The following is a 21,093-nucleotide window of genomic DNA, read 5'->3' on the forward strand; positions in this document are numbered from 1 at the left end:
CCATTAATTAAGAGATGTATCACACAAAAATAATATTCTATGTCAAATAACAGCTTAAGATTAAATGAATACCTCGTTTTATTTTACCGGATTTTTTTAAGCTTTTTATTTTACCAAATCGCCAGAATACTTTTTTACCTCTTCAATCAATCTATCATAAAGATCAATAACATTGGAGACCTTTTCAAGTTTTGCTGGTATGGAACAGCTTTTGATACAACAGCCCTCCTCTATATCAACAGTCTTTTTATATTATTAAGTATACTACCATTAACCATTAACACAAAAGATGGATACCAGAAAGCGCTAAAGATTCTATATTTTGTAACAAACCTTATTTTCTACGCCACAAACTTCACAGATTTTATATATTATAGGTTCAGCCAAACAAGATCCACTAAATCTACATTAGATGTTATTAAAGATGAATCCAATGGCTTCTCTTTATTTTTTCATTTCCTGACAACTTATTGGTATGTATTTGTACTATTCATAGTATGCGCTTATCTATGGGTTTATTTATACAATCGGGTAAAAGTAAAACCACATCCAAAGCACAAACTGGTACCCTATTTTTTATTTTCATTAATTGGACTTTTGATTATTGCTACTCTTGCCATTGGCGGCATAAGAGGCGATTTCAAACACAGCACCAGACCTATAAACATGGTAGATGCCTATCGTCATGTAACCATTCCAAACCATGGAGATGTTGTTTTAAACACTCCTTTTGCTATATTCAGAACATTGAACATAAAAAAATATGAAGCTAAACAATGGGTCTCTCAAGATTATATTAACAAACGGATTAAACCAATTAAATACTATCCTGATATCAGCAAAACTGAAAAACCCAATGTAATTATCTTTATTCTGGAAAGCTTTGGCAGAGAATATTGGGGTTGTATGAATGAAGATACCAATATAGCTAATTTTCAATCGCACACTCCGTTTCTGGACTCCTTAAGCAAAAGCAGTCTTATATTTACTAATGCATATGCTAACGGCCGTCAGTCTATCCACGGCATGTCATCTGTTTTGGCTGGCATTCCGTCTTTTTTAGATGCTTTTACTTCTTCTCCTTATGCAAAACAGGACATCCAGTCCATCATCTCTGTTTGTGACTCTATGGGATACAACACCTCATTCTTTCATGGAGCAGCAAATGGGTCAATGGGTTTTCTGGGATTTTCCAATATATTGGGTTACAAAAACTATTTCGGACGTACCGAATTCAATAATGAAAGCGAGTATGATGGGATTTGGGGAATTTGGGACGAACCCTTTTTCCAATACATGGGTCAAACACTAACCCAGCAAAAACAGCCTTTTATGGCTACCCTATTTTCTCTTTCCTCTCATGATCCTTTTAAAATTCCAGAAAAGTATAAAAACAGATTTAAAGAAGGTCATATTCCCATCCATAAATGTATAGAATATACAGACTACTCTATCCAACAGTTTTTTGAATACGCAAAAAAACAGGACTGGTACCAAAACACTATATTTGTTTTCACAGCCGATCATACCAATCAATACTACTATCAGGAGTACAATAATTCTATTGACAGGTTTGCTGTGCCTATCCTATTTTTTAGTCCAAACAATAAGTTTAATTTACATGGAAAAAACACTGAACTGGCCCAACAAATAGACATTTACCCTACACTTACACAACTCATAGGTTACAACAAGCCTATAAGATCATGGGGGCGGAGCTTGGTAGCTAACTTTAAAGATGAAACTCCGAGGGTGATAAATTCTCCAGGAAACGTATACCAATTTATGCAGGGTAATTATATCTATGTATTTGATGGTTCAAACTTCAGTGGCGTATATGAAATTAAAGACAAGACCATGACCAACAACCTAAAAGACCTTAAAAATGACGAAATAGAGACTGGCATGAATGACTGTAAGGCTTTCATACAAGACTATGTCTATCGCATCACTCAGAGAAAACTAAATCAGTAACAATTTAACGAATGTATACCTATTATAAAATCTTATCTTTGTAAGATTATCTCATATTAATGAAGACGTATTTTAGACTTTTAGCATTTGCTAAGCCCATAGAAAAATTTGCCATCCCATACCTGATATGCACCTTATTTGCTGTTGTGTTTGGCACATTAAATTTCGCATTGATTATCCCTCTTTTAAATACATTATTTGACGAAAGCAAAGTAGTAGAGCAAGCTATTATGCCTAACTTTTCTTTCTCCTTTAATTATTTCAAAGACTTATTCTTCTATTATTTCGACAAAGCAATCCTGGAACAGGGTAGACTGGGTGCTTTACAATTCGTCTGCGTTATAATTATAGCTTCGAACCTACTAGGTAATTTCTTCAAATATTTTTCGCAACGTATTATGGAGAATTTAAGAATCCATACCTTGTTAAAATTAAGAAAAAGCGTGTTTGATAACGTAATGAATCTTCATGTTGGCTACTTTAGTAACGAGAGAAAAGGAGACATTATCTCAAAAATCGCATCAGATGTTCAGGTTGTGCAATATTCAGTTACCGGAACCTTACAGGTTGTATTAAAAGAGCCTTTACAATTAATTGCTTTTATAGTTGCCCTCTTGATGATTTCTGTAAAATTGACACTATTTTCTTTGTTGGTCATCCCTATTTCCGGGTTAATCATTGCCAGAATAGTAAAATCTTTAAGAGCCCAGGCAAAAGAAGCTGCAGAAACTTTTGGTATGATGCTTTCTCATTTAGATGAAGCCCTATCCAGTATCAAAATCATTAAAGCTTTTAATGCTGTTCCTTTTATTATAGATCGATACGACAAACAGAACGTAAAGTTTAGCAACATTTCAAAGTCCATGTCTAAAAGGCAGCAAATGTCTTCCCCTGTTTCGGAGTTTTTGGGAATATGTACCGTATCCGGGATTTTATTGTATGGAGGAAATCTGATTTTCAATCAAAACTCTGAACTTTCTCCTGCAGATTTTATTGCTTATATAGCTATCTTCTCGCAGGTAATGCGTCCGGCAAAAGCACTAACAGACTCTTTCAGCAATATCCACTCTGGTTTAGCCGCAGGAGAACGCGTCCTTGAATTAATTGACACTAAATCTCAAATTGTAGATAAAGCTGATGCTATTGTAGCCTCCTCATTCTCAAAAAGCATCGCTTTCAAAAACGTATCTTTTGGCTATACAGATAAATTGGTCTTAAACAATTTGAGCTTTGAAATTGAAAAAGGAAAAACCGTTGCTTTGGTTGGGCCATCCGGAGGTGGAAAAAGCACAATCTCTGATCTTATTCCGAGATTTTACGATGTAACAAATGGTGCAATATTATTTGACGGCACAGATTTACGAGATCTAACCCTCGAGTCTTTTCGCTCTCAAATGGGGATTGTAAGCCAGGAATCCATCTTATTTAATGATACTGTATTCAATAATATTGCCTTCGGCTTAGACAACATAAGTCAGGAAGAAGTTGAAGCTGCAGCAAAAATAGCCAATGCACACAACTTCATTGTGGCTACAGAAAAAGGCTACCAGACCAATATTGGCGACAGAGGCATGAAACTTTCTGGCGGGCAAAAACAACGCTTAAATATAGCTAGAGCTGTATTGAGAAACCCTTCTATATTAATTCTGGACGAGGCTACATCTGCATTAGACACCGAATCCGAAAAATTAGTACAGGAAGCCATCAATAATTTAATGAAGAACAGAACTTCGTTAATTATTGCACACAGGTTAAGCACTATTCAGAATGCGGATAAAATCCTTGTTTTGGAAGAGGGTAAAATTATAGAAGAAGGTTCTCACTCTGAATTGATTGAACGGAACGGGCTATACAAGAAGTTGATTGATATGCAAACTTTTAATGATTAGGTAATTATTTACTAAAATCATCCAACAGAGAAATGAGTTTTTGCATTTGTGTGCTTGCATTAATCTTACTGACATGTGCTTTTATGTACTCACTGTCAAAATTTTGGTATTCGGCTTCCACAAGAGCCATTTTGTTTGCTAACTCATCAAAACTTAATTGATCAACAACATAGCCAATTTTTTCTGTCACAAACTCTTTAATCCCGCCTGAATTAAATCCAACAATTGGCATTCCCAAATGAGCAGCCTCTAATAACACCAATGGATAAGAATCTTCTCTTGAAAGAGATAGATAAGCGTTTCCAACATTTAGATAATCGTAATAATCATCAGACTTTTTCCCAATGAAAAGAACCCTGTCTGCATACTTATTTTTTACAGATTCTTCTGCATAATAAGATGTTCCCCCATTGTCATTACTCCCTATCCATACAATTTTATGATTACTTTTCAATTTTTTCATCAAAGGGATTAAAAAGTCAATTCCCTTGATCATATTTGTTGCTCCGGAAATTACCCAAACAAAATCTTGTTCATCCAATTTTAATGAAGTTCTTATTTGGTCTCTACTCTGTCTAATCTTTATCAAGCTGTCATCCACAAACCCATACAACAGACGTACATTTTCATGTCCCATATCTTCCAGCTTTTCACAAACTATTTTTGAGCACCCTATACATAAAAGAGAGTGATGTATAATATTTTTTATAGTATTGCCTTTTACAAGATTGTAAGAAAGCGGTAATTCATGAACATGCGAAATCACTTTAGCATTTAGCTTTTTAGCTATATTGTACGCATCTCTGTTTGCGATAGTATTAATGTACCAAAAATCAGGTTTTACTTTTTTATGAATAGCTTTTAACTGATACTCTATAGGGTTTATGTTTACAACATATAGCAATAATCTAAAAATTCTGTATAAAAAGTTTTTATGCTTCTTATAGCCAATAAAAGCTGTTATATCTTCTGACAATTCTTTTAGCAATACACCATCATTTCTGGTGAACAGATAAGGCTTATATAAACTTTTATCAATATTTTTTAAAGTGTAGAACAAGAGCATTTCGGAACCGGTTCTACCAAAGAAAGGGGTTATAAATAAGACTTTTTTCATAATCAAAAAAGACAATTATTAGAAATAGTATTTGAAGAACAATCTTCTATATCTAGAATTCAACATTTTCTGAAACGTTGGCCGTATATATTCTTTCAGAAGAGGATTATTTCCCAACTCGCTCATAGCTAGTATTTCCAAATTCCTAGAGATCTTATTATATAACCTTTGATTTATTTTATTTTGCCATTTGCCTAATATTCTAAATCTGGTTTTTGTCATATCCTCTAACCTTATTAAAGATATATTTGAATTATGTTTTCTATAACAGGCTAAAACATCATTGACCCCACCAATATGGTATCTGTCTGCAATTCTTAGCCACATATCCCAATCTTCTATCATCAAGTTCTCATCAAATCCCCCTATACTTAAAAACACCTCCTTGTGTACCATGACGGTTAATGCAGGTACAGTTTTTTTACCTAAAGCTATATCTTTAAAACTAACAACCGGAAACGGTATCGAAAAGTTATTCTGAAATTGTCCTATAATTTTAGATTTATTATCTACGATATAAGCATTAGAAAAAACCATTTTAAATTCAGGATGATTCCGAAAAAAGGCTATCTGAGAAAAAACCTTGTTTGGCAACCAATAGTCATCTGAAGCGAGAAAAGCTATATATTCTCCCTTTGCCATTGCTAGACCTTTATTTAATACATTTGATATTCCTTTATTCTCTTGCGATATAAAGATAAAATCAAATTGTTCTTTTAACTTCAGAATTATGTCAATACTTTGATCATTAGACCCATCATCAATAACAATTAATTCTATTCTTCTGTATTCCTGATTGAGTACACTAAGTATACTTTCGCTTATAAACTTTTCATGATTATAACATGGAACTATAACAGTGACTAAAGGATATTCATCTATCATATAGGCTTTGTATCAGTGAGCATAATTTCTAATGCTTTTTTCATTTTATTTGGTGATATATTAAAATCTATATGAACATCAGAATCTTTATTTAACTCTAGAGTTTCATCGTACATATACAACAGTTCTATACCAAACAACCTACATATAGTACAGAATATAGAAACATCGAGATCATAATTAGTCATACAAATAACTTTACAACTGAAGTTACAAAATAATAAATTTGTAAATGCAGCTCCTGTCGCTCCAATTATAAATTCGGCCTGATTAAATATCGTAGCTTGTTCTATTGCAGAATATTCCTCTGGATAAAAAATTGAAAAACCATAAGGTTTAAGAATTTCATATATCTCACTCTCATTATATTGCCTTCTTCCACTGGCATTCTTTCTTGAAATAAACAACCGCTTTTTAAAATCGTACTTTTCTTGTACACTATTTAATACCGTATTTCTAATAAATGTTAAAGACACTTCATCAAAAAGATTATGCTGCGCCTTAATATTGGTTATATCCTTATAGTTCGGGGGTATAAAATTTGGTTTAGAGATATAATAAAGCTGTTCTACCTCATATTGTACTCCTTTCTCTATTATTATTATATTCCTGTTCTGAATATTAAATAAAGTCATTAGCTCTTGTAACTGCCTTATATCCCAACACGATTTGTCCATGATGACAGGAATATCTTTATCTAATTTCAGCTTGTCGAGTTGTTCAAATCGAGAGATAATCTCTATAATAAAATGGTAATAATTTGCGGAGTAATTTCCTACAAAACACACCCCTCTAGGTAGGTTAATTTTACTTTTATTGGTTTCAAAAACTACGGTATCATTTTTAAGGAACTTTATCGCCTCATCTGTATAATCAAAAGCTTTTTCCCTATCTAAAAATTTCAGATCATATAATGCATACTTTTCATTTAAAATAATGATATCTGATCCTCCTATTAATCTTACATTATTAAGCTCTATAGTATATTTATAAAATCCTCCACATTCTTTTATCTCTTTATCTCCTTCAAAGTGTTTTTCATAAAAATCAGGAAAAGAATATTTCAAAACCACCTCTTCCTCTTTTAATATGTTAAGGTTATTGTTCAATAATTTATATTGAGGAAAAGCAATTATATCTCTTTCCATAAACCACTTAGATGTCAAAAATTTCATCAATGGTTTTTGAAGCTCAATTCTATCTCTTCGGTATATCCTCTTCATCTTAGCCATTAAATACCTTTTGAAAAAACCAGGTTTCTTAAATGGCTTCTCTTCTTCTATGCTAAATCTTCGACTATTTTCCATATCTATTTACTACATCAATTATAGTAGTAACCTCTTCGTTAGTCAGAATAGGACTTATGGGTAAACTAAGAACCTCATTATGTATCTTCTCAGTAATTGGAAAACTCATTTGATTAAAGTCTACATAGGCCTGCTGTTTATGAGGTGGAATAGGGTAGTGTATAACTGTTTGAATATTATTCTCCGTCAGATATTTTTGAAATGAATCACGATGTTGAGTACGGACAACAAAAAGATGCCAAACATGTTGTTCTATTTCCATAAAAGATGGAAGCGATAGATGATCATTCTTAATTTCTTTAATATATCTTAGTGCTATCTCTCTTCGTTTTGTTATTTCGTAATCTAAATACTTTAACTTTACACCTAAGAACGCTGCTTGTATTTCATCCAGTCGGCTGTTTAAACCTCTATAATCATTGTGATATTTTATCTCAGAGCCATAGTTTGCTATGGAGCGAATAATCTTAGCTAATTCAGCATCGTTAGTAGTAACCGCACCTCCATCACCTAAAGCTCCCAAATTCTTACCGGGATAAAAACTAAATCCAGAAGCATCCCCCCAGTTTCCTGCTTTTTTACCATTAAAAACAGCTCCATGTGCTTGAGCCGAATCTTCAATAACTTTTAAACTATATTTTTCTGCTAAAGAACAAATAGCATCCATGGCTACCATATTTCCATACAGATGGACCGCTAAGATTGCTCTAGTATTTGGAGTTATATATTCTTCTAATATATATGGATTTATATTATAAGTTTCCAATTCCGGTTCAACAAAAACAGGGGTCAATCCATTCTCAGAAACAGCTAGTACACTAGCAATGTAAGTATTTGCGGGAACTATTACTTCATCACCTTGTTGCATCACTCCCAGCTCAATATACGCCCTAAAAATCAAATTCAAAGCATCCAATCCATTGGCTACACCTATAGCCTCTTTTACACCACAATATCCCGCAAATTCTTTCTCAAATCTGGCTGTTTCATCACCTAAAAGAAACCATCCTGTACGGAGTACTCTTTCGAAAGCGTCTACAAGCTCCACTCGATATTGGTCATTAATTTTCTGTAAATCAAGAAATTTTATCATTTTCAAAATTGCAATATAGTAGCTCCCCAGGAATATCCAACGCCAAATCCCGCTAAGAGAACTTTATCATTTGGTTTTATCTTTCTTTGTTCAATAGCTTCCTTCAAAGCTATTGGTATTGTTGAAGACACTGTGTTTCCACAATTTTCTAGAAATAAGAAAAATTTACTCTCTTCTATTTTCAACTTTTTACGTATATGATTTAACATAAAAGCATTAGCTTGGTGAAATATAAACAAGTCTATTTCTTCTATTCCTAATTTACTTTTATGCAATAGATTATTAATCAGTTTTGGCACAGCTTCTGAAGTGAATTTAAAAATTTCTCCCCCATTCATATACAGAAAATCATCATTTCTTAGATAGTTTCCATCTATATCAAAAAAGTCATTTCCTTTGAGATTAAAATTTCTTATTCCCCTATTTTTAACTATCAGATTTTCTCTACCAGCACCATCAGTCCCTAACTCAAAATCCCCTAACTCACAACAACCATTGTCTTTTGCAATTAATGTCGCTGCAGCGGCATCTCCAAAAATAGTTCTGTTACTTTTGTCCTGAGGATGAATAAATTTACTGTAAGTTTCAGATGTTAACAATAAAACATTAGTAGCTATATTAGCAGCAATAAGCCCTTTTGCAAGACTAAGACCGTACACATAACCAGAACATCCCAAATTAAAATCTAGCGCACCTGCAGAAGTAGGAATGTTTAATTTATCCTGAATAATACATGCCGTTGTGGGCAAAAAGTAATCTGGACTTTGGGTACAAAACAAAATAAAATCTACAGATTTTCTATCTATTTTATTTTCATCAAATAACCTTTCAGCCGCAGCAATTGCTAAATCGCTAGAATATTCGTTTTCTGAAGCAATCCTTCGAATATAAATACCCGTTTTTGAAGAAATCTTATCTACAGACCATTCAGGAAAACTTTCACTTAAGCGCTGGTTGGTAAGCTTTTTCTCAGGCAGGTAATATGAAATCGCCTGTATTTTCGCTTGAACCATAGTTATTACATTTTTGACTTAACCAATAAAAACAATTCTTCCACAGTATCCACTGTTTTAAGGTCTTCACCATTTATCTCAACACTGTAATCATCCTCTATCATAGCCTGAATGGAAAAAGCTGTTAACGAGTCCCACGACTCAAGAGTTTTATAATGAGTGTCAAATGCTATATTTTCTCTATCAATATCTTCAAATTGATCCGAAAATTTCTCCAAAAACACATTTAAGTCCATAAGTAAAATTTATAAAAATTTTAAAAATTTTTGTTTCCCCTTATTAAAGTTTTCTTTCGAAAGATTAAAATATATATCTATATCTGTTTCTTCAACTATTAACGGTTCATATCTTAAGTGGTAATTCAAGACACTTTTATTGTCTCTCCTAACGTTAAATTTACACACATTGAAACCTAATGTATCAAACCCAACCTCTTTAGCAATTATATCTGCCTTTATGGCCATTCCAGGGGGAGATTCCCGAGAGAACAACCAACTTCCCAACTCAAAAGGAATTCCTTTTTTTAAATCTGATAAGCGAGTCACTCCATACCTTTCGCCTTGAGAATCCTCCACTATAAAATAAAACTCTTCCCCTTTTAACTCCCTTTTTTTATAATCAGATATCCATTGCTCCTGATCTGATAATCTATTACTTGTTTTCGATATAAACTTCCCCAACCTTTCATCATTCCTAAGACTCAATATAAATTCGGAGTCTTTAATTTCAACGAACCTCAACCTTATACCGTATCTTTCTATCCCATTTTTCAGGAAGCTATAACCTTGATCCATTAATAAAATTTAAAAATTCTTGATAACTTCTTAAATAATCAGTTTCATCATATTTCATTGATGCCAAAACCAACAAAACTGCCCCCGAAGAAAAATTACTTAAATCTCTCCAAATACCCGGACAAACATAAAGTCCATAATTCGGTCTATTTAAAAAAACAGTTTTTTTATTCGCCCCATCATCTAATGTAACATCAAAACTACCACTAGCTGCAACAATAAGCTGATGCAACTCTTTATGAGCATGTCCTCCTCTCGTTTCTCCCCCAGGAACATCGTATAAATAATATGTACGTTTAATTGAGAAAGGAATCTCCCTCATACCATGAACAGGGGTAATATTTCCTGCTCGATTATGTATTTTAGGCAACTCTATTACATTACAGTTATATATAGATGACTTCATTTTTTTGATAATAAAAATTTATCCATTTCTCTTTCGTAATCATTTTCATGATATTCCGTTGATGACAATATTAAAGCAAATGCATTAGTAGAAAAATTCTCCATATGCCTCCATATTCCAGCAGGAACATATAATCCATTGTAAGAACGATTCAATAGAAATTCCTTCACTTCCTTTCCATCATTTGTCACTATCGTAAAACTCCCTGAAAGTGCTACAATTAATTCCTGATTTTCATAATAACTATGCCCTCCTCTTATCTCTCCACCAGGGACATCGTAAATCCAATACGATCTTTTAATTTCGAATGGAATATGGCTCGACTCTTCTATAAATGACAGATTACCTCGATCATCTAAAATTTTCGGCAATGATATTATTCTAGGTTTTTGAGACATTTGGCAAAAATAGTTAATTAATTATTGTTTCAGAGAAGTTCAAATTGTTTTATTTATATAATTGCGGATATAACTTAAAAAAAATTCCCTATTTAGAATGTCTAAATAGGGAATTTTTCAATTTAAGAGATATCTTTATATTACAACTTCCTTTTCACTTCCACCTGTTCAAATGCCTCTACAATATCGCCAACCTGGATATCATTATATCCTTTGATATTTAAACCACATTCGTAACCACGGTTAACCTCTTTCACATCATCTTTAAAGCGTTTTAGAGACTCTAACGTTCCGGTATGGATAACTACACCATCACGGACAATACGAATCTCGTTGTTTCTGTGGATAGTACCTTCCAAGACCATACATCCTGCAATAGTACCCACTTTAGAGATTTTAAATGTTTCACGGATTTCAACGTTGGCAACAATTTTCTCTTCAAACTCAGGAGCTAACATACCCTCCATCGCAGATTTAATTTCTTCGATGGCTTTATAGATTACAGAATACAATCTGATATCTATTTCCTCATTTTCAGCCAGCTTTCTTGCTCCTGCAGAAGGTCTTACCTGGAAACCTATAATAATCGCATCAGACGCTGTTGCTAGCAACACATCAGATTCAGAGATTTGTCCAACACCTTTGTGAACAATCTTAACTACGATTTCCTCAGTAGACAATTTCTGTAAAGAGTCTGACAATGCCTCAACAGAACCGTCAACGTCACCTTTAATAATAATATTCAACTCTTTAAAGTTACCAATCGCTAAACGACGGCCAATCTCATCAAGTGTAATATGTTTTTGAGTACGTAGTCCTTGCTCACGTTGCAATTGCAAACGTTTATTGGCTATATTACGAGCTTCCGCTTCACCCTCAACAGCATTAAATCTATCACCTGCCTGTGGCGCTCCCTGGAATCCAAGAACCTGCACCGGTGTAGAAGGTCCTGCTTTTTCTACTTTACCGCCACGCTCATTAAATAACGCTTTTACACGACCGCTGTATGAACCTGCCAGAATAGGATCCCCTACTTTTAGAGTTCCTTCTTCAACCAATACTGTCGCTACATAACCTCTACCTTTATCCAATTGAGCTTCGATAACTGTACCTAACGCTCTCTTATTAGGGTTAGCTTTTAAGTCCAGAAGTTCTGCCTCTAGCAATACTTTTTCTAAAAGCTTATCGATATTTAAACCACTTTTAGCAGCAATTTCCTGCGTTTGGTATTTACCGCCCCATTCTTCAACAAGAATATTCATTCCCGCCAATTGCTCTCTGATCTTATCAGTATTAGCTCCTGGCTTGTCAATCTTATTAAAAGCAAACACGATAGGCAGGTTAGCCGCCTGTGCGTGATTTATGGCTTCTACCGTTTGAGGCATCACACTATCATCCGCCGCAATAACTATAATAGCTACGTCGGTAACTTTAGCACCTCTGGCCCTCATCGCCGTAAAAGCCTCGTGACCAGGTGTATCCAAAAACGTAATCTTCTTATTTCCGTCGACAAGAACTTCATACGCTCCAATGTGCTGCGTAATCCCTCCTGCTTCACCAGAAGTAACATTTGCTTTCCTTACAAAGTCCAATAAAGATGTTTTACCGTGGTCAACGTGTCCCATTACAGTAACGATTGGTGCTCTTGGCAACAAATCTTCTTCTCTATCTTCCTCTACTAAATTAACTTCCTCTTCTTCCGTACCAACAAATTGAATCTCGTAACCAAACTCATCAGCAACTATAGTAAGGGCTTCTGCATCTAATCTTTGATTAATAGAAACAAACATCCCTAAACTCATACAAGTTGAGATAACATCGGTAACCGCAACATCCATCATACTAGCCAACTCATTGGCTGTAACAAATTCTGTTACTTTCAATATTTTTGACTGTAGCTCTTGCTCTAATGCTGCTTCTTCTGCACTGGCTGATGCACGGTCTCTGTTTTGTCTTCTTAACTTAGATCTTTGGGCAAATTTACCAGACTTACCTGCTCCACTTAAACGGGCAAGAGTTGCCTTAATTTGATCTTGTATTTCTTTTTCTGTAGGCTCTGCCTTTGGTGCTGCTGCCTGATGTGGACCACCTTTTTTATGAGGATGGTTTCTGTTACCACCTTTTTCAAATCGGTTTCCTCCACCTTGTTGCGGACCACCATGTGGCGGCCTGTTTCCGCCTTGCTGCTGGTTCTGACCAAATGGCCTGTTGCCTTGTCCAAACGGTCTGTTCCCTGTATTTGTATTTGCATTACCTCCTTCAGACGGATTACCTGGTGCCCCCGGTCCTCCTGAAGGTTTACGCTTACGTTTACGCTTGTTATCTCCCGCATTAGGGTTTGATGAAGATGCTACCGGCTGATCTTTTTTCTTATTTACAGGTAGTTGAATCTTACCTATAATTTTAGGACCGCTAAGCTGTTGTGCTTTCGCTCTAATTACGTCATCGTCTGCCTTTTCTTCTTCGGCAGGTTTTGCCGGCGGTTGAACAACAGGCGCTTCTTTTTGCTCTGCTTTTACAGGTTCCGGTACAATCGGAGCAACAACCGGTTGCTCTTTAGGTGTTTCTGGCTCAACTGCTTTTACAACAGGTTTCACCTCTTCTGGTTTAGCTTCTACCACTTCTTTTTTCTCTACTGGAGGAAGCTTTTCTTCAACAACTACTGGAGCCGGAGGTGTCTCTTTTGGAGCTTCTACAACTTTTTTCTCCTCTTCTTTAGGTTGAGGGGTATGTTTTTTGTCAGGACGTGTTCTGGAATTAAGACTATCCAAATCGATTTTCCCTACTATTTTTACACCTGATGGTGATTGAGTAGACTCCTCTTTTTTATCTTCAACCGCTTTGGGTTGCTGAGACTCTGTTTTTGGCAACTCTTCTGCTCCCGCATTCTTAATCAAAATCTCAGGCTCTTCGTTTTCTCCTTTATCTTTTCTTTCTGGTTGAGCATTTTCAATAACCTGAGGAGCGTCGTCACGACGGATCTTACCAATAACAATGTTTTTGGCCTCCTCTTTAAGGATTTTATCTCCTTGATATTCTTTTAAAAGAGCTCTATACATATCATCGGTAAGCTTAGTATTTGGCTTAGCCTCAATCTTGAAGCCTTTTGTATCCAAAAACTCAGCGATAGTACCAATACCAATGTTTAGTTCTTTAGCTACCTTTAATATTCCTAACTTTTTGTCTTCTGACATCTAATAATTTTTCTATCTATTCTAAATATTATAAAAACAAATGTACGCTAACTTAATGCAATTCTAAAATTATTCGAACTCTGCCTTCAAAATATCTAAGATCTCTCCTATCGTTTCTTCCTCGAGATCAGTACGTTTCACTAGTTCGTTCACACTAAGCGCTAATACACTTTTTGCTGTATCCAGACCAACTTTTTTCAGTTCGTCTATAATCCAACCGTCAATTTCGTCTGAGAATTCATCCAAATCAACGTCTTCATCTTCTTCTGATGACTCTCTATAAACATCTATTTCGTAACCTGTCAGTTTACCTGCAAGTTTAATATTATGTCCGCCCCTACCTATTGCCAAAGAAACCTGATCTGGTTTTAGGTAAACTGCCGCTCTCTTGTTTTCTTCATCCAATTTAATGGAAGAAATCTTAGCTGGCGACAAAGCCCTTTGTATGTAAAGAGAGATATTATTAGTGAAGTTGATCACATCAATATTCTCATTCTTTAATTCTCTCACAATCCCGTGAATACGAGAACCTTTCATCCCTACGCAAGCTCCTACCGGATCGATACGGTCATCGTAAGATTCTACTGCAACTTTTGCTCTTTCACCTGGTTCTCTTACAATATTTTTGATAGTAATCAGACCGTCGAAAACTTCTGGAACTTCCAATTCGAACAAGCGTTGTAAGAAAGTCGGTGCAGTTCTGGAAATAATAATCTTAGGGTTGGTATTCATCATATCTACTTTCAATACGACCGCCCTAACCGAATCTCCTTTTTTGAAGTAATCTGCAGGAATTTGCTCTGATTTCGGAAGAATCAATTCATTACCTTCATCATCTAAAACTAATGTTTCTTTTTTCCAAACCTGATAAACTTCTCCGGTTACAATTTCACCAATTCTATCCTTATAATTTTTAAAGATTTCGTCTTTTTCCAGTTCTAATATCTTAGAAACTAAAGTCTGACGAGCAGCCAGAATTGCTCTACGCCCAAAACTTTCCAGCGTAATCTGCTCAATAAAATCGTCCCCTACTTCTAGATCGGGATCTATTTTATGCACATCTGCCAATTCTATTTCCAAATCGTCATCTTCCGAAAAACCATCTTCCATTACAGTTCTGGTTCTCCAGATTTCCAAGTCACCATTATCCGGGTTTACGATAACGTCACAATTCTCATCTGTTCCAAAACGCTTACGAAGCATGCTACGGAACACTTCTTCCAACACACTGATGACTGTTGGTCTGTCGATATTCTTAAAGTCTTTAAACTCTTGGAATGAATCTATTAAATTAATGCTACTCATTGTCTTTTCCTGAACATTTAAAACGCCCTATTTATTTAAATGATATGCTGACTTTAGCTACAGCGATATTTTCTTTTTCTATTAATGTTTCTACTTCTTGTGCTTTTTTTCCTTTTTCTTTCACCCGATGGGCAATCATTACCCCATGGGGTAAAACCTGAAGTAACTTCCCTTCTATTGTTTTCCCATCCGTCTTTTTAATACTTAATTGACGACCTACGTTTTTCTCAAACTGCCTGTCAAGTACTAATGCTGCATCTAACCCTGCCGAACTAACTTCCAGATTATAAGCATCGGACATCAGATTTTCTTCTTCTATATGAAACCCTACATGTCGGCTTACTATAGCACAATCGTCTATACCTATTCCGTTATCTCCATCCAGCAAGAGTGTAATTTTTTTATTCTGAACCTTTACAGAAACAATAAAAAGATCAGGCCTGTCCTGCAACTTTTCTTCTGCCAATTCTCTTACGCGTTGTTCTACACTCATCTTTTTTCGAAAAATAAAAAGAGGGGACTACAGCCCCCTCTCCTTTTAATTGCACAAAGCTAATAAAATATTATGGTTTTTTCAAAATTTTAAATTCGCAAGATATTCTTAATCAAGAGGCTAAATATAATGATGGTTTAAACTCACAAAAACAAACCACATCTCCTCTTTTAAACCCCTTGCCTCTTCATAAAATTTCTATCCTTTGTACTTTATGGCTTAAAAATTGTTTATATTCTTTTAAAGTTCAAATTTAACCTGATTTTATGAAAGTAATTATCGAAATTTTATTGATGGGTCTGGCAATAGCAATTGCCGCTTACATTGTTCCGGGAGTACAAGTAGAAAGTTTTTTTAAAGCAATTATGGCAGGGCTTTTTATTGGATTAGCCAATGCAACTGTTGGTTTTATACTAAGGGTCCTTACCTTCCCCCTTAATTTTCTAACCCTGGGGCTTGTCTCATTTATTATAACTGTTTTAATGGTAATGTTGGTAAGCAATCTTATGTCTGGATTTCATGTTTCCGGATTTCTTAGCGCTACAGTATTTGCCATTGTACTTGCCATTATCAATATGATATTTGGTAGTATGGATTCAAAAAACGTATCGTAAAACAGAACCCTATTATAAGAAGCAGGAGGATGTCTAAAACAAAAGTTCCCAGACGGGCAGACCAATATTCAAGGTCTCTTATTCCATTTACGGACTCTTCGGCCCACTCAATGGATAGCCTTTCCTTTTTAGACATCCTCTTAAAAAAAACAGACTTATTCCTGCTGTAAAGACGATATCATTTTTTCAAATTCCATTACAAACTCCTCATAGTATTTACCTGAACCCGGACCAGTAAATCCGGTATGTATTTTTCTTACCTCGCCTTTTTTGTCTATAATAATTGTGGTAGGAAAGGCCATAACCCGATTAAGCATCGGTAAACTCTGACTAGGCTCATCTCCATTAGCCGTATATCCCGTAATCAGTATAGGATATTTAACATCAAACCTGTCTATTATTCTTTGGATATTTGCTTTCGATTTCTCAAAATCTTTGGTCGCCTCGTAGGCCAATCCTACAATTTCCACGTCCCCATTCTGTTTTTTATAATATTGACTTAGAAAAGCCGTTTCATCTATACAATTGGGGCACCACGAACCTAAGATCTGCACAACAACTACCTTATCTTTAAAACGGGCATCACGAAGACTCACTTGTTGCTTGTTAACATCCGGGAACGAAAATTCTATTTTTTTATATCCAGGCTTTAAATACGTTAAACTATAAGGATCATCCAATACAACCTTATCGTTCTTTTTGGCAAAAAACTTACGCTGCGACGAGAAGCCCGAATACTGCTCTCCATTTACCATAGTACTATCATTGGTTAACAGGGCAGAGAAAAACATAGCAAAACCTCCATCAAAAGTAGACAGACTAAGTTTGTCGCCATCCAGCACACCATCCAGAAAGCGGTAATCACCTGTTCTTGTCATGAAAGTTCCGGTTACCCGACTACCCTCCTGCTTAAAGTCTCCAATAGCTTTCACAGAATCTCCATTATCCTTAATAAAATAGGTCTCCCATTTTCCACTAATATCATATTTTGGCGATGCAACCTGTTCTTTTATCCTCCAGGCCACATTATAATTAGCAGAAAAGGCCATAGAAACCTCCTTGTCCGGAAGGTGTTTTATATAAACCCCATCAACATGTCCATCCAATAAAGCTCCTCTTAGTTCTGCATCAAAGAAGGGTAACTGAATATAAACTGAGTCTTTCTCTATCCTAATATCATTAACACGCAACTTACTCTGCCCATTAACAATATCTATATAATGATGCCCCAGACTATCTTTAACTTCAAAATTAAAAGGAATTTCTATCCCTGCTTCAGTCAACAAAGCTCCTCTCCATATTCCTTCCTTCAATTCATAAGATGGCTTATCACAGGAGGCCAAGAAAAAAACCGATACTATCAGACCAAAACAGATAAGATTTAAGCTTTTGTTTTTCATATTGATATTGATTTACCTAAAACCAAAGGTAAAAAATCTAAAAGATTAGTTGCAGCCTAAAAAACACAGATGCTAATCGTTTATTTTTCTATCACCACTCAAAGTTAATGTTTCAGCAAGTCTCTGGAAATAACAATTTTTTGTATCTCTGAAGTTCCCTCATAAATCTGGGTAATCTTAGCGTCACGCATTAAACGCTCCACATGATATTCTTTAACATAGCCATATCCACCATGAATCTGAACAGCCTCTACAGTTGTCTTCATAGCCACCTCCGATGCAAATAATTTTGCAACAGCACTCGCATTTCCGTAAGACAACCCCTGATCTTTTAACCAGGCAGCTTTATAAACCAATAATCTGGCAGCTTCTATTTCGGTAGCCATATCCGCCAGCTTAAAAGCTATAGCCTGATGTTCGCAAATGGGCTTACCAAACGTTTTTCGTTCTTTAGAATACAATCGGGCCAAATCATAAGCCCCTTTAGCTATCCCCAATGCCTGTGCTGCTATACCTATACGCCCACCGTCTAATGTTTCCATGGCAAACTTAAAACCAAAACCATCTTCACCCAACCTGTTTTCCTTAGGCACTTTTACATCTGTAAACATTAATGAGTGGGTGTCCGAACTTCGTATTCCCAATTTATTTTCTTTAGGACCGATTTCAAAGCCTTCCATACCTTTTTCCACAATAAAAGCATTAATTCCATGGTGTCCTTTAGAAACATCTGTTTGCGCTATCACTATATAGGTTGACGCTGTTCCTCCGTTGGTAATCCAGTTTTTAGTTCCATTTAACAAATAATATTCTCCTTTATCTACTGCCGTAGTATGTTGGGAAGTAGCGTCTGACCCAGCTTCTGGCTCTGATAATGCAAAGGCCCCCAGTTTTTTACCCGAAGCTAAAGGAAGCAGATATTTCTGTTTTTGTTCTTCTGTTCCATATTTTTCTAACCCAAAACAAACCAAAGAGTTATTAGCAGACATAATTACTGCTGCCGAAGCATCTATACTAGCAATTTCCTCCAGGGCCAATGCATAAGACAAAGCATCTAATCCTGCTCCTCCATATTTCTCAGACACCATCATTCCCATAAACCCTAAATCACCCATTTTACCAACAAGTTCAGCAGAAAACTTTTGCTCTTCATCTCTTTGTATAACTTCCGGTTTAAGTTCATACTGCGCAAAATCTCTCGCAGCTTCCTTAATCATTTGATACTCTTCTGATAAATTAAAATCCATAAGCTTTTGATTTATTAAATGTAATATACAAAAAATTACTATGCAAGCATAACACAAACAAAACAAAGGGAGTTCAGTTTGAAAAATATCGCTATTCTATACAAAGATTTATAGAGAATTATCTCTACAAGGAGGTAGGTATATTATAAAGGAATCAATAACAGTATATAATTATAAATATAGGAGTGTTAAAGTAGAGAGTTTATAGAGATCTACCTCTATGAACCCTCTACAAACCCTCTATTTAATCACTATTATATCTCTTTTAAAAAGTAGATAATTTCAGTTTAATAATTAGACAATAACGGATGAGTTAGCTATAAAATATATGGATCCGGTAGGGCATTTCAATAATGGATAGTCTATAGACCAGAATTTACAGTAATTTTTTTCCAGCATCGGCTTCGGGAGGACAATGTACCTTAGAATTTGCTGGCGCAACATCCTCTCGAACATACATTACTAAAAAATGACAGCAACATCTAATATGTAGATGCCAATTATTAAAAAAAGGGACACAATCTCAATTCAGAAAAAAGATGAGATATTGTTGATGAACCAATATAAAAATCGGCTATTTATTACACAGGCCCACACCAATCCTTTAAAAGACCGGGGGGACGGGTATTCTATTTGATTAAGCGATTATTATCGTCCGGAAAAACCAGAATAGGTTCGTATTTTCTAGCTTCGTCCATTGACATCTGGGCATAAGACATAATGATGACTATATCACCTACCTGAGCCAATCTGGCACAAGAACCATTGAGACAGATAATACCAGAGCCTCTTTCTCCCTTAATAACATAGGTTTCAAAACGGGCTCCATTATTGTTGTTTACTACCTGCACTTTTTCATTAGGTATTATATTGGCTGCATCTAATAAATCTTCGTCTATTGTAATACTACCAACATAGTTCAACTCTGCTTGTGTAACTCGAGCCCTATGAATCTTGGATTTCAACACCTCTATAATCATCTTGCAAATTTAAGGATTAACAATTAAAAAAGGTTAAGACAATATCATATTATCTATAAGCCTTACATTGCCAACATAACAAGCTACCAAAACAATTAAGTTTTTTGCTTCTTTAGTGTTGATTTCCTCCAGGGTATTTAAATCGCATATCTTAATATACTCCAACTGCAACAGAGGGTTTGTATCAAAAAGCTGTTCTGCTTTGTGTTGCAGTTCGGCAAAGGTGTATTCATAAAAATGTTGCTTTATAAACAACAGCGCTTCATATAATACTACAGAGGTTTTACGCTCTTCTGCATTTAACCTCACATTTCTTGAACTCATAGCTAAACCGTCTGGTTCTCTCACAATATTGCATAAAACCAAATTGACCGGCAAAGAAAAATCCCTTACCATTTTATTGATTACCAGATATTGTTGATAGTCCTTCTGGCCAAAAAAAGCCATATCCGGTTTAACGGCATCAAATAATTTATAAACTATCTGGGTAACGCCTTTATAATGTCCCGGCCTGAACTCCCCTTCCAGTTTACTGTCCAGATCACCTACCTCGTAATCCCAACTTTCTCCTGTCTCATACATTTCGGCCACTTCCGGCATAAACAGCACATCACAACCATTTTGTTCCAATTGCAAGATATCCTGATCTATCGGGCGAGGGTAGTTCTGCAAGTCTTCTTTATTATCAAACTGCGTAGGGTTAACAAAAATACTCACAACAGTCACATCGGCTTTCTGCCGAGATTGTTTTACAAGAGAAAGATGCCCATTGTGCAAAGCTCCCATCGTAGGCACCAAACCTATACTCAAACCTTTTGCTCTTAGTTGCCCGATAACAACGGCCAGCTCTGCTTTAGTATCAACTATTTTCAAAAAAGTATTTTTTAGGGGGCTAAGTTGTAAATTTTGTCACACATTACAAAACCTATTGTGTAAATGATTGATTATATTCAATATAATGCTTATCTTTGCAGTTGAAATTCA

The 21,093-nt window shown here is 35.3% G+C and carries 19 protein-coding genes; 3 read left to right on the forward strand and 16 right to left on the reverse strand.

Annotation, left to right across the window (positions count from 1 at the left end):
* Positions 1 to 39: 39 nt before the first annotated feature.
* Both ACFSAH_RS07090 and ACFSAH_RS07095 read left to right on the forward strand, forming a co-directional pair.
* Positions 40 to 1,974, forward strand: coding sequence for an LTA synthase family protein (locus tag ACFSAH_RS07090; RefSeq protein ID WP_379662011.1), 1,935 nt, complete (start codon positions 40 to 42; stop codon positions 1,972 to 1,974).
* A gap of 59 nt (positions 1,975 to 2,033) precedes the next feature.
* On the forward strand, positions 2,034 to 3,863 hold the full coding sequence (locus ACFSAH_RS07095) for an ABC transporter ATP-binding protein (RefSeq protein ID WP_379662012.1): 1,830 nt from the start codon (positions 2,034 to 2,036) through the stop codon (positions 3,861 to 3,863).
* A 4-nt stretch (positions 3,864 to 3,867) separates the two neighbouring features.
* Here ACFSAH_RS07095 and ACFSAH_RS07100 read toward each other — a convergent pair whose 3' ends face one another.
* From ACFSAH_RS07100 to ACFSAH_RS07155, 12 genes are all read right to left on the reverse strand, one after another.
* Positions 3,868 to 4,980 (reverse strand): glycosyltransferase family 4 protein, encoded by a 1,113-nt coding sequence (locus ACFSAH_RS07100; protein ID WP_379662013.1) that lies wholly within the window; start codon positions 4,978 to 4,980, stop codon positions 3,868 to 3,870.
* A gap of 18 nt (positions 4,981 to 4,998) precedes the next feature.
* Positions 4,999 to 5,865 carry a glycosyltransferase gene (locus ACFSAH_RS07105; protein ID WP_379662014.1) on the reverse strand — a complete coding sequence of 289 codons (867 nt, stop codon included), beginning with the start codon at positions 5,863 to 5,865 and terminating at the stop codon, positions 4,999 to 5,001.
* The gene (locus ACFSAH_RS07110; RefSeq protein ID WP_379662015.1) at positions 5,862 to 7,172 is read right to left on the reverse strand and encodes a glycosyltransferase family 61 protein; all 1,311 of its coding nucleotides are present in this window, start codon (positions 7,170 to 7,172) and stop codon (positions 5,862 to 5,864) included. Before ACFSAH_RS07110 ends, ACFSAH_RS07105 begins: the two co-directional genes overlap by 4 nt.
* Positions 7,162 to 8,265, reverse strand: coding sequence for a DegT/DnrJ/EryC1/StrS family aminotransferase (locus ACFSAH_RS07115; RefSeq protein ID WP_379662016.1), 1,104 nt, complete (start codon positions 8,263 to 8,265; stop codon positions 7,162 to 7,164). The genes ACFSAH_RS07110 and ACFSAH_RS07115 overlap by 11 nt, the downstream gene beginning before the upstream one ends.
* Positions 8,266 to 8,267: 2 nt before the next feature.
* The gene (locus ACFSAH_RS07120; RefSeq protein ID WP_379662017.1) at positions 8,268 to 9,278 is read right to left on the reverse strand and encodes a ketoacyl-ACP synthase III; all 1,011 of its coding nucleotides are present in this window, start codon (positions 9,276 to 9,278) and stop codon (positions 8,268 to 8,270) included.
* A gap of 5 nt (positions 9,279 to 9,283) precedes the next feature.
* A complete protein-coding gene (locus tag ACFSAH_RS07125) occupies positions 9,284 to 9,514 on the reverse strand; it encodes a phosphopantetheine-binding protein (RefSeq protein ID WP_379662018.1) in 231 nt (76 codons plus the stop codon).
* Positions 9,515 to 9,523: 9 nt separating this feature from the next.
* Positions 9,524 to 10,072, reverse strand: a complete 549-nt coding sequence (locus ACFSAH_RS07130; protein WP_379662019.1) for a GNAT family N-acetyltransferase — start codon at positions 10,070 to 10,072, stop codon at positions 9,524 to 9,526.
* A complete protein-coding gene (locus ACFSAH_RS07135; RefSeq protein ID WP_379662020.1) occupies positions 10,056 to 10,478 on the reverse strand; it encodes a sugar 3,4-ketoisomerase in 423 nt (140 codons plus the stop codon). The genes ACFSAH_RS07130 and ACFSAH_RS07135 overlap by 17 nt, the downstream gene beginning before the upstream one ends.
* Complete coding sequence (locus ACFSAH_RS07140) at positions 10,475 to 10,876, reverse strand: sugar 3,4-ketoisomerase (protein ID WP_379662021.1); 402 nt, start codon at positions 10,874 to 10,876, stop codon at positions 10,475 to 10,477. The genes ACFSAH_RS07135 and ACFSAH_RS07140 overlap by 4 nt, the downstream gene beginning before the upstream one ends.
* A 140-nt stretch (positions 10,877 to 11,016) precedes the next feature.
* Entirely contained in the window at positions 11,017 to 14,070 is a 3,054-nt protein-coding gene (infB, locus tag ACFSAH_RS07145) for a translation initiation factor IF-2 (RefSeq protein WP_379662022.1), read from the reverse strand.
* A 69-nt stretch (positions 14,071 to 14,139) separates the two neighbouring features.
* On the reverse strand, positions 14,140 to 15,375 hold the full coding sequence (gene nusA, locus ACFSAH_RS07150) for a transcription termination factor NusA (RefSeq protein WP_379662023.1): 1,236 nt from the start codon (positions 15,373 to 15,375) through the stop codon (positions 14,140 to 14,142).
* 31 nt (positions 15,376 to 15,406) lie between these two features.
* Positions 15,407 to 15,868 (reverse strand): ribosome maturation factor RimP, encoded by a 462-nt coding sequence (locus tag ACFSAH_RS07155; RefSeq protein WP_379662024.1) that lies wholly within the window; start codon positions 15,866 to 15,868, stop codon positions 15,407 to 15,409.
* Positions 15,869 to 16,134: 266 nt separating this feature from the next.
* Here ACFSAH_RS07155 and ACFSAH_RS07160 point away from each other — a divergent pair, with 266 nt between their 5' ends.
* A complete protein-coding gene (locus tag ACFSAH_RS07160) occupies positions 16,135 to 16,482 on the forward strand; it encodes a phage holin family protein (protein WP_379662025.1) in 348 nt (115 codons plus the stop codon).
* Between the two features lie 155 nt (positions 16,483 to 16,637).
* On the opposite strand, the gene ACFSAH_RS07165 is transcribed toward ACFSAH_RS07160, so the two are convergent.
* The 4 genes from ACFSAH_RS07165 to panC all read right to left on the reverse strand — a co-directional run bounded on the left by ACFSAH_RS07165 (position 16,638) and on the right by panC (position 20,982).
* Positions 16,638 to 17,882: a TlpA disulfide reductase family protein gene (locus tag ACFSAH_RS07165; protein ID WP_379662026.1), complete on the reverse strand. Its 1,245-nt coding sequence runs from the start codon at positions 17,880 to 17,882 to the stop codon at positions 16,638 to 16,640.
* Positions 17,883 to 17,986: 104 nt separating this feature from the next.
* Entirely contained in the window at positions 17,987 to 19,129 is a 1,143-nt protein-coding gene (locus ACFSAH_RS07170; protein WP_379662027.1) for an acyl-CoA dehydrogenase, read from the reverse strand.
* Between the two features lie 629 nt (positions 19,130 to 19,758).
* Complete coding sequence (gene panD, locus ACFSAH_RS07175) at positions 19,759 to 20,109, reverse strand: aspartate 1-decarboxylase (RefSeq protein ID WP_379662028.1); 351 nt, start codon at positions 20,107 to 20,109, stop codon at positions 19,759 to 19,761.
* Positions 20,110 to 20,142: 33 nt separating this feature from the next.
* The gene (panC, locus tag ACFSAH_RS07180; RefSeq protein WP_379662029.1) at positions 20,143 to 20,982 is read right to left on the reverse strand and encodes a pantoate--beta-alanine ligase; all 840 of its coding nucleotides are present in this window, start codon (positions 20,980 to 20,982) and stop codon (positions 20,143 to 20,145) included.
* Positions 20,983 to 21,093: the final 111 nt, after the last annotated feature.

It is taken from the genome of Pseudopedobacter beijingensis (genome assembly GCF_042678145.1).
Lineage (GTDB): Bacteria > Bacteroidota > Bacteroidia > Sphingobacteriales > Sphingobacteriaceae > Pseudopedobacter > Pseudopedobacter beijingensis.